Source organism: Nocardia acididurans, assembly GCF_016741815.1.
GTDB lineage: Bacteria > Actinomycetota > Actinomycetes > Mycobacteriales > Mycobacteriaceae > Nocardia > Nocardia acididurans.
In genome coordinates this window covers 528,001-543,144 of the sequence record NZ_JAERRJ010000003.1, presented here as the reverse complement: position 1 = coordinate 543,144, position 15,144 = coordinate 528,001, and the positions used below count along the sequence as shown (strand labels likewise).

The 15,144-nt window shown below is 68.5% G+C and carries 13 protein-coding genes; 7 read left to right on the top strand and 6 right to left on the bottom strand.

Annotated features, from left to right (window positions below; translation table 11 throughout):
• Positions 1 to 64: 64 nt before the first annotated feature.
• Positions 65 to 751 (bottom strand): DUF899 domain-containing protein, encoded by a 687-nt coding sequence (locus JK358_RS10470; protein ID WP_201946075.1) that lies wholly within the window; start codon positions 749 to 751, stop codon positions 65 to 67.
• Between the two features lie 66 nt (positions 752 to 817).
• Positions 818 to 1,417 (bottom strand): TetR/AcrR family transcriptional regulator, encoded by a 600-nt coding sequence (locus tag JK358_RS10465; protein ID WP_201946072.1) that lies wholly within the window; start codon positions 1,415 to 1,417, stop codon positions 818 to 820.
• 29 nt (positions 1,418 to 1,446) lie between these two features.
• On the opposite strand from JK358_RS10465, the gene JK358_RS10460 reads away from it, so the two are divergent.
• The gene (locus JK358_RS10460) at positions 1,447 to 2,667 is read left to right on the top strand and encodes a saccharopine dehydrogenase family protein (RefSeq protein WP_201946070.1); all 1,221 of its coding nucleotides are present in this window, start codon (positions 1,447 to 1,449) and stop codon (positions 2,665 to 2,667) included.
• A gap of 19 nt (positions 2,668 to 2,686) precedes the next feature.
• Positions 2,687 to 3,106: a nitroreductase/quinone reductase family protein gene (locus JK358_RS10455; RefSeq protein ID WP_201946067.1), complete on the top strand. Its 420-nt coding sequence runs from the start codon at positions 2,687 to 2,689 to the stop codon at positions 3,104 to 3,106.
• 4 nt (positions 3,107 to 3,110) lie between these two features.
• Here JK358_RS10455 and JK358_RS10450 read toward each other — a convergent pair whose 3' ends face one another.
• The gene (locus tag JK358_RS10450) at positions 3,111 to 4,127 is read right to left on the bottom strand and encodes an Lrp/AsnC family transcriptional regulator (RefSeq protein WP_201946065.1); all 1,017 of its coding nucleotides are present in this window, start codon (positions 4,125 to 4,127) and stop codon (positions 3,111 to 3,113) included.
• 101 nt (positions 4,128 to 4,228) lie between these two features.
• Between JK358_RS10450 and JK358_RS10445 the strand changes: the two genes are divergently transcribed.
• Positions 4,229 to 5,656: an MFS transporter gene (locus tag JK358_RS10445; protein ID WP_201946063.1), complete on the top strand. Its 1,428-nt coding sequence runs from the start codon at positions 4,229 to 4,231 to the stop codon at positions 5,654 to 5,656.
• A gap of 85 nt (positions 5,657 to 5,741) precedes the next feature.
• Here JK358_RS10445 and JK358_RS10440 read toward each other — a convergent pair whose 3' ends face one another.
• On the bottom strand, positions 5,742 to 6,347 hold the full coding sequence (locus tag JK358_RS10440; protein WP_201946060.1) for a hypothetical protein: 606 nt from the start codon (positions 6,345 to 6,347) through the stop codon (positions 5,742 to 5,744).
• A 101-nt stretch (positions 6,348 to 6,448) separates the two neighbouring features.
• Positions 6,449 to 7,948 (bottom strand): serine/threonine-protein kinase, encoded by a 1,500-nt coding sequence (locus JK358_RS10435; protein ID WP_201946058.1) that lies wholly within the window; start codon positions 7,946 to 7,948, stop codon positions 6,449 to 6,451.
• A gap of 211 nt (positions 7,949 to 8,159) precedes the next feature.
• Between JK358_RS10435 and JK358_RS10430 the strand changes: the two genes are divergently transcribed.
• The 4 genes from JK358_RS10430 (at position 8,160) to JK358_RS10415 (ending at position 12,294) form a co-directional block, all read left to right on the top strand.
• On the top strand, positions 8,160 to 9,527 hold the full coding sequence (locus tag JK358_RS10430; protein WP_201946055.1) for an MFS transporter: 1,368 nt from the start codon (positions 8,160 to 8,162) through the stop codon (positions 9,525 to 9,527).
• 103 nt (positions 9,528 to 9,630) lie between these two features.
• Positions 9,631 to 10,284 carry a VC0807 family protein gene (locus JK358_RS10425; protein WP_201946053.1) on the top strand — a complete coding sequence of 218 codons (654 nt, stop codon included), beginning with the start codon at positions 9,631 to 9,633 and terminating at the stop codon, positions 10,282 to 10,284.
• Between the two features lie 64 nt (positions 10,285 to 10,348).
• The gene (locus JK358_RS10420; protein ID WP_201946051.1) at positions 10,349 to 10,840 is read left to right on the top strand and encodes a VOC family protein; all 492 of its coding nucleotides are present in this window, start codon (positions 10,349 to 10,351) and stop codon (positions 10,838 to 10,840) included.
• A complete protein-coding gene (locus tag JK358_RS10415; RefSeq protein WP_201946049.1) occupies positions 10,837 to 12,294 on the top strand; it encodes an FAD-binding protein in 1,458 nt (485 codons plus the stop codon). Before JK358_RS10420 ends, JK358_RS10415 begins: the two co-directional genes overlap by 4 nt.
• Here JK358_RS10415 and JK358_RS10410 read toward each other — a convergent pair.
• Entirely contained in the window at positions 12,270 to 15,113 is a 2,844-nt protein-coding gene (locus JK358_RS10410) for a DUF4132 domain-containing protein (protein WP_201946046.1), read from the bottom strand. The genes JK358_RS10415 and JK358_RS10410 overlap by 25 nt on opposite strands.
• Between the last annotated feature and the right edge of the window lie 31 nt (positions 15,114 to 15,144).

Here is a 15,144-nt window from a genome sequence, read left to right as displayed (position 1 = left end):
AGCCTGGGAATCGGCGTGAGGACGGCCCGGTCCCGCAGGACCAGGCCATTCGTTTGACCCAAGGCTAGCCGGGGTCGCCGTAGGCGGCGGCTACCTCTTTGGAGTCGATCCACTTGCTGTAGGTGGGGGATTGGGGCCAGCCTTCGGGGGAGTCCTGCCAGACCTCCTGGCGGCCGTAGGGGAGGAGGTCTATGAGGCCGAAGGTGTAGGAGAGTTGTTCGGTGCCTCGGCCGTTGGTGTGCCAGGTGCGGTAGACCGTATCGCCGTGGCGGAGAAGGACGTTCATGGCGAAGCCGGCGTTGGGCGGGGCGCCTACGTCGGCGCCGAAGGGGCTGTTGGCGGTGGAGTACCAGTCCATGGTGTTGCCTACTCGGCGTTTGTAGGCGAGGGCTTCGTCGATGGGGCCCTGGGTGACTATGACGAAGCGGGCGTCGTAGTTGCCGAGGAAGGCGAGCCTGGTGAATTGGGAGGTGTAGCCGGTGCAGCCGCCGCACTGCCATTCCTCGCCGGGGAACCACATGTGGTTGTAGACGATCAATTGGGTTTTGTCGCCGAAGATTTCGGCGAGACGGATGGGGCCGTGCTCGCCCTCCAGGGTGTAGTCGGGGAGTTCGACCATGGGGAGGCGGCGGCGCTGGGCGGCGATGGCGTCGAGTTCGCGGGTGGCGGCCTTCTCGCGGACGCGCAGGGCGTCTAGTTCACGTTGCCAGGTTTCGGTGTCGACTACGGGTGGCAGGGCTTGGGTGCTCATGGGGACGACCTTCCGGGTGAAATCGGAAATAGGGCTGTAGGTGTAGACCCGGTCTGCTCGCCGAATTCATCGGTGGTCGGTCAGGGTGGTGAGGATGGCGTGGGCGGCGCGTTTGGCTTGGGTGCGGCGGGCGGGGGTGGTGACGTCTTGGAGGTCGAAGGCCCAGTGGGCTTCGAAGAGGCAGGTGAGGGCGTAGGCGGCGGTGGCGATGCTGTCGGGGGTGGCATGGGGGTATTCGGTGTGGAGTTGCTGTTCCAGTTCGGGTAGCCAGTGGTGGGTCCACAGGTCGCGCAATTGGTTTCGGGCTTGGGGGTCGCGGGCGGCCAGGGCTACCAGTTCGGTCCAGATGATGAGGTCTTCGCGATCGGGGTAGGCGCCCGGTTCGAACATGGCGTCTATGCGGGCGGCGACGGGGTCGGTGGCGGTGGTGCGGAGCATGGCGGAGCCGTAGGCAGCCACCGCTTCGGTGACGAAGGCGCGCATGAGGGAGTCGCGGGAGCCGAAGTAGTGCAGGACGAGGGTGCGCTGCATGCCCGCGGCGGCGGCCACGCGGGAGAGGGTGGCGTTGGCGAGGCCCTCGCGGGCCACCACGCCGGCCATGGCTCGCAGGATTTCGACAGTTCGTTCCCGGGTCTTGCTGGGGCGGCCGACTTTATTTACTGTCATGTTAGTAAATATATCGGAGGGGAGCTGCGATGCGAGTTCTGGTATTGGGCGGGGCGGGCGCGATGGGACGGGTCGCGGCGCGGGTGCTGGCTGCCGCAGACGGGGTGACGCGGGTGGTCGTGGCCGATCTCGATGGCGGGCGTGCCGATGCGGTGGCTCGGAGCCTGGGGGACAAGGCCTTCGGGCGGCGGGTGGATGTGACCGACCGGGCGGCGCTGGCTGCCGTGCTGGGGGAGTGCGATGTCGTGGTGAACACGGTCGGGCCGTTCTTCCGGTTCGGGACGCCGATTCTGACGGCGGCGGTGGCGGCGGGGCGCGACTACGTCGATATCTGTGACGACTGGGAGCCGACGGTCGAGATGCTCGAACTGGATGAACGCGCCCGGGCCGCCGGGGTGACCGCGCTGGTCGGTATGGGTGCGAGTCCGGGCGTCGCGAACCTGCTCGCCGTGCTCGCCGGGCGGGAACTGGATTCGGTCGACAGTGTGGTCACCGGGTGGAATATCGCTGATGCGGCGCAACCGGATTCGGCGCGCACCGGGCAGCCGAGTGCGGCGGTGGTGCACGGGATGCGGCAGATCAGCGGGACGATCCGGATACTGCGGGACGGCGGCTTCGTGCAGTCGCCCGCGCTGGAGAAGGTCGATCTGGACTATCCCGGAATCGGGCCGATCCGGGGCCGCAGTTTCGGGCATCCCGAGGCCGTCACCCTGCACCGGGCGTTTCCCGGGCTGCGGGCGAACGTCAATATCGCTGTGGGAGACCGGCTCACCTTCGCCGCGCTGTCGGCGCTCCGATTCGGCATGGATCGCCGCCTGCTGACCCAGCAGCGCGCGGCCCGCCTCGCCGTCCTCGCCGAACACGTCCTGCCGGGCAGCCCGGCCGACATCATCAAACCGGCGGGACCGCCACCGCTGTTCGCGCTGGCCAGTGGTGTTCGTGCGGGCGAACCCGCCACTGCCGCCACCGCGCTGGCGCAGATCCCCGGCCTGTCCATGGCCGAGAACACCGGCGTCCCCCTGGCCGTCGCCACGCTGCTGCTGCCCTCGATGCGCCGTCCGGGCGTGCATCCGCCCGAAACCCTGATCGACCCCGACGCCTTCTTCGCCGCCTTCGCCCCGCACTGCATCGGAAAACCCGCCGCCACCGCGATGACGGTGACCACCCGCTCCTGGTCGACGCCTGAGGCCAATGCCGAAAACCTCGGGGCGACACTGCTCACCGCGTTCCTGGTCCCGCCCTCCCGCTGATCGGGCCTACCATCGGCGCATGTCGTATGAGGAGAGTCAACGGGTGTACCGCGAGGTCATCGCCGAGTTCCGCGCCAATGCCGGGAAGCTGAGCGGACCCTACGCGCAGTTCGATGTACTCCTGCTGACCACCGGCGCGGAACACCGCACGGTCCCGATCGGGTACGCGCGCGACGGCGATCGACTGTTCGTGTTCGCCGCCGACAACGGCCGGGAGAACGGCCCCAACTGGTATCACGAACTGCTCGCCGAGCCGCGCGCCGAGGTGGAGGTCGGCACCGATCGGTGGCCGGTGATCGCGTCGGTGGCGCAGGGCGCCGAACGGAAAAGGCTGTGGGACAGCCGCATCGGCGAGTGGGAGTTCCTGAACGAGATGCAGAACGCGGTGGCCTGGGAGATCCCGGTCGTGATCCTCACCCCGGTGCGCCGCGAGGACTGACCGCCTACCGCGCGCGGGAGGCGCGGCGCGTGACCGGGGCGGGCGGGGCGAGCAGATCACCGTGGGTGCGGGTGCCCGCCTGTTTCATGCGGCGCAGCACCGGCGAGAGCTCGAAATCGTGGATACCCGGTAGGGGCGACAGGGTCGTGGAGACGAAGCGGTAGAGGTCGTCGGTGCTGTCGCAGAAGACGGTGGCGAACAGGTTGAAGGGCCCGGTGACCGCGGCGGTGTAGGTGGTCACCGGGAAATCGGCCAGCGCCCTGCCCACTGAATCCAGATGGGCGGGAGCAACTTTGAGCCAGATGAAGGCGGAAAGACCGGTGCCTGCCGCGGCGGGCGCGATATCGAGGTCGAAGTAGAGGATGCCCGCCTCCTGCAGTGCGGTCACCCGGCGCATGACGCGCCCGGGTGTCAGGCCGGTGGCGCGGGCCAGCACGGCGTAGCTGGTGCGGCCGTCCCGGGCCAGCAGGTCCAGGAGGGTGTAATCGGTGCCGTCCAAATCGATTTCGTGTGGCGCGGGGCCGGGTGAGCCTTCGAGACGCTGACGGCCCCGCCAGTCGACGGCCTGGCGGCCGACGAATCGGTGCAGGATCAGCGCCGGGGTGATGTCCAGTACGGGCGCACTGCGTTGCAGACGCTGGACCAGCAGATCGTCGCGGTCCTGCTGGGTGCGCGGATGCAGTGAGAAGGCCACTTCGGCCCCGCCCGCCGCGATGCTGACCCATGCGGCGTCGTCACGTTTGGCCAGCGCTTCGGCCACCGGGAGGGCGCCTTCGGGGCGGCAGCGGACTCGCACCAGCCAATCGTTCTCACCGAGCGCGGGGGCGTCCACGGAGCCGATCACCCGGACCAGGCCCGCGCGCCGCAGCCGACGGTAGCGGCGGGCAATGGTCTGCTCGGCCAGCCCCAGGTCAGCGGCTATCCGGCGGAAGGGGATTCGAGGATCCAGCTGTAGCGCGCGCACGATCTGCTTGTCCAGAGGCTCGAGAACGGAAGTTTCCTTCGGGAGAATCGCCGCCATTGCACGAAATCTACGCGAACCCTCGATCCAGGCGACTCCGGCCGTCTGCTCATCGGAAACTCGGTGCCCACCTTCGGTTTCCAGAGAGAGGACAACTGCCCATGCGCAAATGGCTACCGCTGCTGACGATCTGCCTCGGGACATTCATGCTGCTGATCGACGTCACGATCGTGAATGTGGCGCTACCGGATATGGCGGCCGATCTCGGGGCGTCGTTCGGGTCGCTGCAATGGGTCGTGAACGGCTACGCCGTGGCGATGGCGGCCCTGCTGCTCGGCGCGGGATCCACCGCGGACCTGGCGGGGCATCGGCGGACCTACCTGGCCGGGCTCACGGTGTTCGCGCTGTCGTCGCTGGTGTGCGGGATCGCCCCCGATCCGGAGGTGCTGATCGCGGCCCGGGTCGTGCAGGGCATCGGCGCGGCCGCCATGGCCGCCACCACTTTTCCCATGTTGAACAGCGCCTACGACGGGCGTGACCGCGGGACGGCCTACGGCCTGTGGGGTGCGGTCGCGGGCGCTTCCTCGGCGGTCGGTCCGATCATCGGTGGCGTGCTCACCGAGGCGGCCGGGTGGCGATGGATCTTCTTCGTCAACCTGCCGGTCAGTGTCGGCGTGATCGCGCTCGGGGTGTGGGTGCTCGCCGGTGACGGCGAAAAGCGCCGGGGGCGAGTGGATTTCGCGGGTATGGCGGCGTTCTCGGTGGCTGCTGCCGCGGCGACCTACGCGCTCATTCGAGCGGGTGAGCACGGCTGGTCGAATGCCGGGACATGGTCGATGCTCGCGGTGTCGGCAGTTGCCCTGATCGGGTTCGGCGTCATCGAAAAGCGTTGCCCGGAACCGATGTTCGATCTGTCGCTACTGCGTGAACGTTCCTTCGCCGGAGTGCTGATCGCGGCGGCGGCCCTGTTCTTCGCCGCCTTCGCCGCGCTCATGTACACCTCCATCTGGTTGCAGTCGACCCTCGGCATGACCCCGATTCAAACCGGCCTGATCGGATTGCCGTTGTCCGCCATGGCCTTCGTGGTCTCCGGCGGATTCGGCCGCTACCTGCACGGTGCGAACGCGGGCCGGATCATCGGCGTCGGACTCCTCATCATCGGCGCGGGCGGCGTGATCGGGGCCGCGCTCGTCCACGGTGACGCGGGCTGGGCGGCACTGATCCCCGGCTTCCTCGCCATCGGCGCGGGAGTCGGATTGTCCACCGCCACACTGGGTTCGGCGACCATGGCGGCGGTCGAACCGCGGCGCGGTGGTATGGCGACGGGTGCGGTGAACACCGCGCAGCAGCTCGGCATGGCCTTCGGGGTCGCCGCACTGGGCAGCGTCTACCTCACCCGGTCGCAGAATGCGCTGGCGGACAACACCATCGACGCCGTCCGAGCGGCAGCCGCAGCCGGAGTTCAGGGCACCCTCGCCGTGGGTGGCGTGGTCGGCCTGCTGGGTGGTGTCGCTGCGCTGCTGCTGATCAGGCCGGTCGTCGTGGCGCAGCCGGATCCGATCGGCTTGGCCGAACCGGAGAACGTCTAGGAGCTGTGCTGGGCGGCCCGCACCCGGTCGCCCTCCAGTGTGGAGGTGAGCGGCTGCCCGTTCGGAATCGGGGCGGCCGCCGCCCTCAGCCGGTGGTCGGCGCGAGATACCCCTCGAATGCGCCGGCCGCCGCGCCCACTGCCGCGCCGAGAGCCGCGAACGGGGCCGCGACCATCGCGTACCCGAGCGCCGCACCGATGGCGGGGACGATCACCAGACCGATCGGCGCGAACGGCAGCCCGGCGATCACACCGGATACGACGCCGATCACCGCACCCACACTGGCCACCGGGCTCGCCGCGACGGACCCGACCACCGCCCCGATGGCCGCGTTGCCGAGTACGGTGCGGGCGATCTGCCCGGAGCGGGCCGAATCCAGACCGGAGGATTGCAGGGCCTGCGTCAGTGAGGTTTCCGCGCCCGCGGTCGCGTCGTTGACCTGACGCGCCTGCTCGGCGGACAGCCAATCCGGCCGCGCCACCTGCACTGTGCCGACCCGGATCACGGTATCCGGTGTCTCCATGAGGGTTTGGGTGTTCACGATCGAGGAGTCGAGTGACGGTGACTCTTCGGCCTGCGCCGGAGCGGCGGAGAACAGGAGGAGGGAGAGTGGAAGCGCGCCGGAGGCGGCGAATGCGATGACACGATGCCGGCGGGGGCGAATCCCCGCCGTGGGCCGATGTGCGCCCATAGGGAACCTCATTCCGAACGAACGATCTCTTCCCATCTCATTCGGAACCGGCTGCCCTCCGGATAGCCGGCCCGCTCGATTTTCTCGGGCGCGGGTCGAAATCAGTCCAGTGTCACCGTCTTCCACCAGGCGACGAGATCGGCCTTCTCGCTGGAGGAGCGGGGCCGGGTGTACATGAGGAACGGCGCACGGTCGGTGCCGAGGAAGACGGTGACCAGGGCGTCGCCCCAGTAGGACTTCACCCGGTAGTGGGTGTAGGTCCTGCCGTTGTTGGATTCGGTGAATTTGGTCGCGGGGTCGAGGAGGGCGGCGACGGCGCGGACATCGTCGGCGGATTTGTAGGCGTAGATGCGGAAGGCCGGGTCCTTGTAGTCGGTTCCGCCGCTCTCGCACTCCCACATGGCGGTCCACGCGCCGAGGTCGAGGCCGTCGTCGCTGTCCACCTTGCGCTTGTTCTCGGAGGTGCTCTCGCAGCGGGCGGCGTTGTAGCCCTCTTTGCGTTTGGTGTCGACGGGCACCATTTTGGGAAAGGCATCCCAGATGGCGGCGTGATCGCCGTTCGAGTGCTGCGCCTCGGCCGTCTCGGAGGAGGAGAGTCCGTACCAGATGGCGCCTGCCGCAACGACACTCACGACGACCGCGGCACCGATGGCGGCAATGCGCTTGCGGCGCACAGGCTTCGGCGTGGAGGGCAGGCTCGTGGCCGGTGTGTCCAACCCGGCGCGGACCGTCGGGGGGCCGAACGCGGCGCGAACCGTGGTCGGGTCGGTGCGCTCCGAGATCGCGCGACGGGCGGCCACGGCGAATTCCGTGCAGGTCGGGTAGCGGTCCTCGGGCCGTTTGGACATAGCCTTGGCGAGCACGGCGTCCAGTTCGGCGGGCAGGTCGGGGCGCGCCGAACCCAGCGTCGGCACGGCCTCGTAGAGGTGCCCCTGCATGACCACGCCGGGATGCTCGGCCTCATAGGGTCCGGTGCCGGTGAGCAGTCGAAACAGCGTGCAGGCCAACGAGTATTGGTCGGCGCGCGGTCCGAGGTCGGTGCCCGACAACTGCTCCGGCGACGCGTACGCCAGGGTGGCGGTGAAGGTTCCGGTGCGGGTGAGGTGCCCGGCGTCGTCGCGCAGGCGGGCAATACCGAAGTCGGACAGCAGGACTCGGTCCGGATGGCCGTCGGTGCCGTGTTCGAGCAGGATGTTGGCGGGCTTCACGTCGCGGTGCAGCACGCCCTTGCGGTGGGCGTAGTCGAGGCCCTGCGCGACCTCGCCGATGATCCGGACGGCGCGGTCGGCGGGCATGGGGCCGGTGCTGCCGGACGCGTCCTCGCCTTGGACGTACTGCATGGAGATCCACAGCCGTTCGCCCTCGGCCCCGCGGTCGTACACCGAGACGATATTCGGATGGTCCAGGCGCGCGGCCAGTTCCGCCTCGCGTTCGAATCGGGCGCGGCTCTCCGGATCGGAGAACAGGTCGCCGTTGAGAACCTTCAGTACGGTCAGGCGCGGGAGCCGGGGATGGCGTGCCAGGTAGACCGTGCCCATACCCCCTCGGCCCAGCTCGCGCTCGATCACGTATTCGGCGAACTTCTCCCCGCCTCGAAGCATCAAACCACTCCCGCACATGCCGATCACATTCCTGAGCCATCGTGGCCCATGGCTGTCCCGGGAGCCAATCGGATATGGCCGCTCACAAGGTCTCGCGGGGGCAACGAATGGCGGGCACCGCGTGTCAGGCGTCGGCGGGCAGGACGGCGCGGGATAGGTTCGTAGCGATTGCTGTGCAATTGCTCGCGGGGGTGGGGGGCGAGGAGGCTGTATGACCACCGTGATCGATGACGCGCCCTTCACCGGATTCCACAAGCGCCTCGCTGTCGCCTGCTCGGGCGGGCCACTGCTGGACGGCTACATCCTCAGCATCGTCGGCACCGCGCTGATCGGCATGCAGAACGAGTTGTCGCTCAGCACCTTCGACATTCAGCTGATCGGCGCGGCGGCCCTGATCGGCATGTTCGTCGGCGGGGCGCTGTTCGGCGTGCTCACCGACAAGATCGGCCGCGAGGTCATGTACACCGCCGACCTGGTGGTCATCGGCGTCTGCTCGATCCTGTCCTTCTGGGCCGAATCGACCTGGCTCATAGTCATATTGCGGTTCGTACTCGGTATGGCCGTGGCCGCCGACTATCCGATCGCCACCTCATTGCTGGGCGAATGGCTGCCGACCAAGCAGCGCGGCAAACTCCTCGGATTCCAGATCGTGGCCTGGTACGCCGGATCGGTGCTCGCCTATCTCGTCGGCTACCTGTTCCTCACCTTCGGCGGCGATGGCAGCTGGCGGTGGCAGCTGGCCAGCGGCGCGATCCTGTGCGCGTTCTTCCTGATCATCCGGCAGAGCACCGCGCCGGAATCACCGCGCTGGCTGGTCCAGCACGGCAAAGGCGACAAGGCCGCACAGCTGGTCGAGAAGTTCCTGCACGTCAAGGTGAAACCCGAGGAACTGATCGAGGCGGGCGGTGCGGATCAGGGCAAACGGGCCTCGCTGCGGGAACTGTTCAAACCCGAATACCGCAAGCGGACCGTCTTCTGCAGCGGCTTCTTCCTGTGTCAGGTGACCGTGCTGTTCGCCATGCTCACCTTCGGACCGGAAATCCTCACCGCCTTCGGCATGCCGTCCGGCACCTGGATGGACACCCTCGGCACCGCCCTCATCAGCATGGTGTTCCTGATCGGCTGCCTGCCCGCCATGCGCCTGATCGACACCGTCGGGCGGCGGCCCACCATCGTGTGGTGCTTCGGGCTGATGATCATCCCGGTGCTGTTCATCGGCATCTGGCCCAGCATGCCCGCGGTGCTGGCCTTCCTGATGCTGTGCCTCTACGCCTTCTTCTGCGGCGGGCCCAACGTCCTGGACTGGACCTATCCGAACGAGCTGTTCCCCACCTACATTCGCGCCACCGCCGTCGGATTCGCGACCTCCATCAGCCGGGTCGGCGCGGCCCTGGGCACCTACCTGCTGCCGTGGTCGCTCACCCACCTCGATATGGGACCGACCTTCCTGGCCGCCGCGGTGATCACCGCCGCCGGATTCCTGATCTGCGTGTGGGGCGCGCCGGAAACCAAGGGCCGCACCCTCGATGCCGCCGCCGCCCGGCAACCCGCGCCGGTACTGCGCCCGCGCCCGGCATGACAGTTGTCATGCCCGAGAGGTGATGGTTGGCAGATCCCCTCCGACCTGCGCGTCCGTAGCGTCGTTTCCCGTAGCGCACAGTCGAATACGAGGAGCGGACGCCATGACCACCATCAACCCCACCGTCGCCGGAACTCCCGCCGCAACCCGCCGCAGCCCATGGCGGATGCTGGCCCCGATGGCCCTGGACCTCGTCGTTCCGATGTCGGCCTACTACCTGATGCACTGGCAGGGCTACTCGGATTTCGCCGCCCTGCTGGGCGGCATGATCGCCGCCGCGGCGATCGTGGGCATCGGGATGATCCGGGCCCGCAGGGTGGACGGCTTCGCGATGATCATTCTCGCGGGCTTCGCCATCGGTTTGGCGGGCGCGATGGTGAGCGGCGACGCCCGGCTGATGATCGTGCGGGATTCCTTCGGCACCGCCTCGGTCGGGATCGCCTTCCTGGTCAGCGCGCTGATCGGCAGGCCGCTGATCTACGCCGCCGCCCGCCGCGCTGTGGGCACGACGGATCCGGCGCACGTGGCCGCCATGGAGGCGGCCTACAACACCGATCCGTGGGTGCGCCGCATGCACGCCCGGCTCACCATGCTGTGGGGGACGGCCCTGACCGGTGAGGCCGTGGCGCGGATCGTGCTGGCCTACCAGCTGCCGGTGTCGACCATGGCCTGGCTGTCGACCGTGCTGATGGCGGCCACCGTGGGCGCCTGCGCGGTGATCACCATGCGGGTGGTCAAGCGGCTCCGCACGGCCTGAGGCTTCACAAATTAAGCGAGTGTGATTAACTGCCGGTGGACGACAGTCGGCGAGCGGAGTTGCGATGAGTGTGGCGACAGGCCCCATCACCCAGATCGCATGGGTGGTCACGGATGTGGCGGCGAGCGAGAAATTCCTCGGCGCGACCCTGGGGGCGGGCACATGGATCCGTATGCCGGACGTGCACTTCGGCCCCGAAACCTGCCGCTACCGAGGCGAACCCGCCGACTTCACCGCGCACATCGCCCTCGCCTACAGCGGTGACACCCAGCTCGAATTGATCCAGCCCGTGCGCGGCACCTCCATCTACACCGAGTTCCTCGAACGCGGCGGACCCGGACTGCACCACGTCTGCGTCGAACCCGACGACTTCGACGCCGCGCTGAAAGACGCCGCGGCACAGGGCATCGACGTGGTCCAGCAGGGTGATATGGGCGGCCAGATGCGCTTCGCCTACCTCGACGGCGCGAACGCCGGAGTCCCCTACCTCGAGCTCGCCGAGATCGGGCCGAATATGCGACTGTTCTTCGACCAGATCAAGAAGGATGCGGCGTGAGCACACAGATTCCGGAAGTCGTTGCAGTAGACACGATTACCGAATGGACCGATGAATTCGACGTGGTGGTGGCCGGATTCGGCATCGCGGGCGGCTGCGCGGCCGTCGAAGCCGCGGCGGCCGGAGCGCGAGTGCTGCTGCTGGAGCGGGCCGCCGTGGCAGGCGGCACCACCGCGCTGGCCGGCGGGCACTTCTACCTCGGCGGCGGCACCGCCGTCCAGCAGGCCACCGGGCACGCGGACTCCGCCGAGGAGATGTACAAGTACCTGACCGCCGTGGCGCGCGACCCGGAACCCGAGAAGATCCGCGCCTACTGTGACGGCAGCGTCGAACACTTCGACTGGCTCGAAGCCCTCGGATTCGAATTCGAGCGCAGCTACTATCCGGAGAAGGCCGTCATCCAGCCCGGCACGCAGGGGCTCATGTACACCGGCAACGAGAAGGTGTGGCCCTTCCGCGAACAGGCCGAACCCGCGCCGCGCGGGCACAAGGTGCCGGTGCCGGGCGACACCCAGGGCGCGGCACTGGTGATCGAACTGCTGGTGAAACGGGCCGCCGCCCTCGGCGTCGAGGTGCGCTACGAGACCGGGGCGACCAACCTGATCGTCGACGCCGACGGCGCGGTGGTCGGCGTGCGCTGGAAGGAATCCGGGAAAACCGGTGCGGTGCGGGCGAATTCGGTGGTGCTGGCGGCCGGCGGATTCGTCATGAACGCCGAGATGGTGGCCGAACACGTGCCCTGGCTGGCCGAGAAGCCGTTCGTGCTCGGCACCACCTACGACAATGGGCTCGGCATCCGGCTCGGGCTGTCGGCGGGCGGCGTGACGCGGAATATGGACCAGGCGTTCGTCACCGCGCCGGTCTACCCGCCGTCCAAACTGCTCACCGGAATCATCGTCAACCAGGCGGGTGAGCGCTTCGTCGCCGAGGACTCCTACCACGCTCGCACCTCGGCGTTCGTGCTCGAACAGCCCGGCGCGGCAGCGTATCTGATCGTCGACTCCGAGCATATGGAACAGCCCATGTTCCCGCTCGCACCGCTCATCGACGGCTGGGAGACCGTCGAGGAGATGGAGGCGGCGCTCGGAATCCCTTCCGGCGCACTGCGATCCACGCTCGACCGCTACAACGAGCACGCCGCGCGCGGGGAGGATCCCGACTTCCACAAGGGCGCGGAGTTCGTACAGCCGCAGGACAGCGGCCCGTGGGGCGCATTCGACCTGACCCTGGGCAAGGCGCTGTACGCGGGCTTCACCCTCGGTGGACTGCACACCTCGGCGCATGGAGAAGTGCTGCGGGACAACGGATCACCCATCACCGGCCTGTACGCCGTCGGCGCCAACGGCGGCACCCTCGCCCAGGACGGCAAGGGCTATGCCAGCGGCACCCAGCTCGGCTCCGGCTCCTTCTTCGGCCGCCGCGCCGGACGTCACGCGGTGAGCCGCTCCAGCTGACGCAGCAGTTCGGAAGCGGCAACGGCGTCGAAGGCATCGAACCGCCCGCCGTTGATCCGGACCGATACGATCCGCTGCCGCTCCGCCTCGTACCGGTATCCACCCTGGATACCGGGATCGAGATTCACCCGCACCCGCCGCAGCACCCCGACCGGCAGGGAGACGTCCCCATACGACAGCTCCCACCCGTGCTGCCGCAACCCGTACAGCCGCCCGGTCGGGGCCACCCGATTCTCGAAGCGGGACAACTGATCCGACGCCGCCTCCTCGGCCGTGAACCGATACACCCCCCGATCCAACTGCTCGAACGGTTGCAGCAGTTCGTAATCCGCGAACAGCACCCGCCAGCGATCCAGATCCTCCCCGAGATGCAGTGGATGGGCGATACCCACCAGCGCGTCCTCGGACAGCTCGAACCGATTGTCCTCGACATCCGCGAGGCTGCCGTCATCGTCGATGCGGAAGGCCGCGGGAACCGCCTGGCCGACGGTGGACGACGCCCCCTCCGCGGCGGCGGTCGAAACGTCCACGGGGTAGACCGCCCACACCAGGCGGCGAGCCAGTTGGCCGAGCACGGGGTGTTCGATCACGAGGCGGCGATGGGAGGAGGCACGCCAGCGGCGACCGTCGACCATGGCCGACTCGAAGCGCCGAATCTGGTCGGTTGTCACGGTTTTCAGCTCGTTCGCGAAGTCGCGATACGCCTGGTAGGAGGTGGCGGCCAGCGCTGGATTGTCGGTGGCGCTCGGCTTGGGCAGCGTGCGCAGGCGCGAACCCTCGGTGGTGACACTGGGCTTCAGATGCGGGTCCAGACCGACGCGAAACTGGCGCGGCCCGTAATCCAGAGTGCGGGTGCTGTCGGCGGACAGCCCCAAGCGGGGGACCGCGTGGTCGGTGAGCTCCTCCTCGCTCAAATCCAGTGCGCGACCGATCTCTTCGATGGTCGCCTCCGCCTTCTTGCGCAGCGAGGCATGTTTGGACTTCCTGGCGATGGCGTGCAGGTTCGCGAGTGCGACCTCACCGCCGATGGTCGCCAGCACCGACAACCCTTCGACCGCACGGGCACTGGCGGACCGGCCCGGCCACGCGGTGATGAACGGCACCAGACGGCGCACGGTATCCGCGGTGCCCCAAAGACCTAGAGCCTGCATGACCCAGCTGTTCTTGGCGGGATACGCCGCCAGCCGCCAGGAATCGAAGACCGCCCAGGCGAATTCGGCCAGTGAATCGGGATCGGCAAGGGCGGCCACCACCGCCAGGTCCGATCGCCCCGCATCGGCACAGCCTGCTGCTTCCGGGGGAATCTCGCCCAGCTCGGTCACCGATGCTGATCGGTCCCTGTCGGGCGTGGTTGTCGGGTCCGGTTGAGCCTTACCGGCGTCCGCGTGCATGAGCATCGTGATCACCAGCGCCACAGCGGATTCCGGCAATGCTGTGGCGGAGTCGCGCAGCCGGATCTGGGGCAGCAGCGTGGGCGGAAGCCAGCGCGGCAGCTTCGGCTTGCGTGCGGGCGGGGCAGTGAGCGCGGCGGGTAGGGTCGCGGGGTCGGCCTCCGGGAATTCCCGCGCGAGTTCGAGCAGTGGCAGCGCGTCTGAATTGACTTCTTCTGCAACAAGTTTCGGGTGTGCGAGGGCGTGCAGCTGCAGGGTGCGAATGATCAGCGGTGCGGAAGCGTTCTTCCGTGGGGTCGACCCGAGGGAGTCGGTGGCGGCGACGGCCTCTTGGGACAGCAGTCGCAGTGCGCGGCGGGGGAATTCGGTGGTCGCCTTGTTCAGGGCGGGCAAGACCCGTTTGTCGTCGATCTTGTCCAGGAGGGCCTGGTAGGCGTTGTCGGTGGGGATCCTGGCGAGTAGGCCCGCGAGGAGTTTGATGTTGTCGGGGAGGTGGTCCGGGGTTTCGGTGAGCTCTTCGGCCAGTGGGGCGACGGCCGCCGGGCCGACCTGGGTGAGCAGGTTGTACCACTGGGTGATCGGGCCGTATTGGATGCGGCCGACGATCTCGCGGTAGCGGGTGAGCTGCTCGGGGGTGGTGAGGGCGCTGGCGAGCATGCGCACCACCTGTTCCTTGGGCAGGCCCTCGAGGGCGAGGTCCGCGTCGACCCAATCCTGGCGCTCCGGAACGAGATACGAGGCGGCCAGGCGGGCCCATACCGTGCCGGGGGCGGATCGCAGTTCGGAAAGTCGTTCCACCACATTGAGATACGCGGCCTCGGTGGCATCGGACAGGATGGCGCGCACCCGCTGTGCGGCGTGGTCGTAGCCCGTGATCAGGAGTTCGCCGGGCTGTGCGAGCTGTAGCCACTCCGTCATCCGGCCCTGCTGCGGGCGGCGCGACTGCACCTTGAACCCGCGCAGCGACACCACCGCCTCGGCGGCGAAGACCAACCCGTACTCCAGGATCCAGCTGTCGACGAACACTTCGTCGAACTCGCGCCGCGCCTCCCACTCGAGCATGGTGGGGGATGCGAAGGCGCGGGCGATCGCCAGCGCGGCGGCCGCCCCCGGCGGCGTGACGGCGGCCGTTCTCGGCTCGGCGGGGGATTGTTCGTGCGCGGGGACGGTGGCCGCCCGGCGTGCGGCGGCCGGCGTGCTGCTCAGTGCGTCGACGTAGGTCTGGGTGGCGTCGGCGAGATCGTGCAGTCCGTCCGCGCGGGCGGCCGTGAGCACCGTGTCGACATGTCCGCGCCGGATCAGGGCCTGGCGGACCTCGGCGGTGGCGTTCGGCCGCAGGGGTTGCGGGCGGGCCCGATTCCTGCCGCGGAACGGCTCCGCCTGCTCCCACCACGGCGCGGGCAGTGACCACGCGTTCTCGTCGACCATAGGAATGATCCTGCCTCGCGGCACCGACAAT

Coding starts and splice junctions, on each gene's coding strand:
- JK358_RS10470 (WP_201946075.1), bottom strand. CDS start 751: ATGAGCACCCAAGCCCTGCCACCCGTAGTCGACACCGAAACCTGGCAA.
- JK358_RS10465 (WP_201946072.1), bottom strand. CDS start 1,417: ATGACAGTAAATAAAGTCGGCCGCCCCAGCAAGACCCGGGAACGAACT.
- JK358_RS10460 (WP_201946070.1), top strand. CDS start 1,447: ATGCGAGTTCTGGTATTGGGCGGGGCGGGCGCGATGGGACGGGTCGCG.
- JK358_RS10455 (WP_201946067.1), top strand. CDS start 2,687: ATGTCGTATGAGGAGAGTCAACGGGTGTACCGCGAGGTCATCGCCGAG.
- JK358_RS10450 (WP_201946065.1), bottom strand. CDS start 4,127: ATGGCGGCGATTCTCCCGAAGGAAACTTCCGTTCTCGAGCCTCTGGAC.
- JK358_RS10445 (WP_201946063.1), top strand. CDS start 4,229: ATGCGCAAATGGCTACCGCTGCTGACGATCTGCCTCGGGACATTCATG.
- JK358_RS10440 (WP_201946060.1), bottom strand. CDS start 6,347: ATGGGCGCACATCGGCCCACGGCGGGGATTCGCCCCCGCCGGCATCGT.
- JK358_RS10435 (WP_201946058.1), bottom strand. CDS start 7,948: ATGCTTCGAGGCGGGGAGAAGTTCGCCGAATACGTGATCGAGCGCGAG.
- JK358_RS10430 (WP_201946055.1), top strand. CDS start 8,160: ATGACCACCGTGATCGATGACGCGCCCTTCACCGGATTCCACAAGCGC.
- JK358_RS10425 (WP_201946053.1), top strand. CDS start 9,631: ATGACCACCATCAACCCCACCGTCGCCGGAACTCCCGCCGCAACCCGC.
- JK358_RS10420 (WP_201946051.1), top strand. CDS start 10,349: ATGAGTGTGGCGACAGGCCCCATCACCCAGATCGCATGGGTGGTCACG.
- JK358_RS10410 (WP_201946046.1), bottom strand. CDS start 15,113: ATGGTCGACGAGAACGCGTGGTCACTGCCCGCGCCGTGGTGGGAGCAG.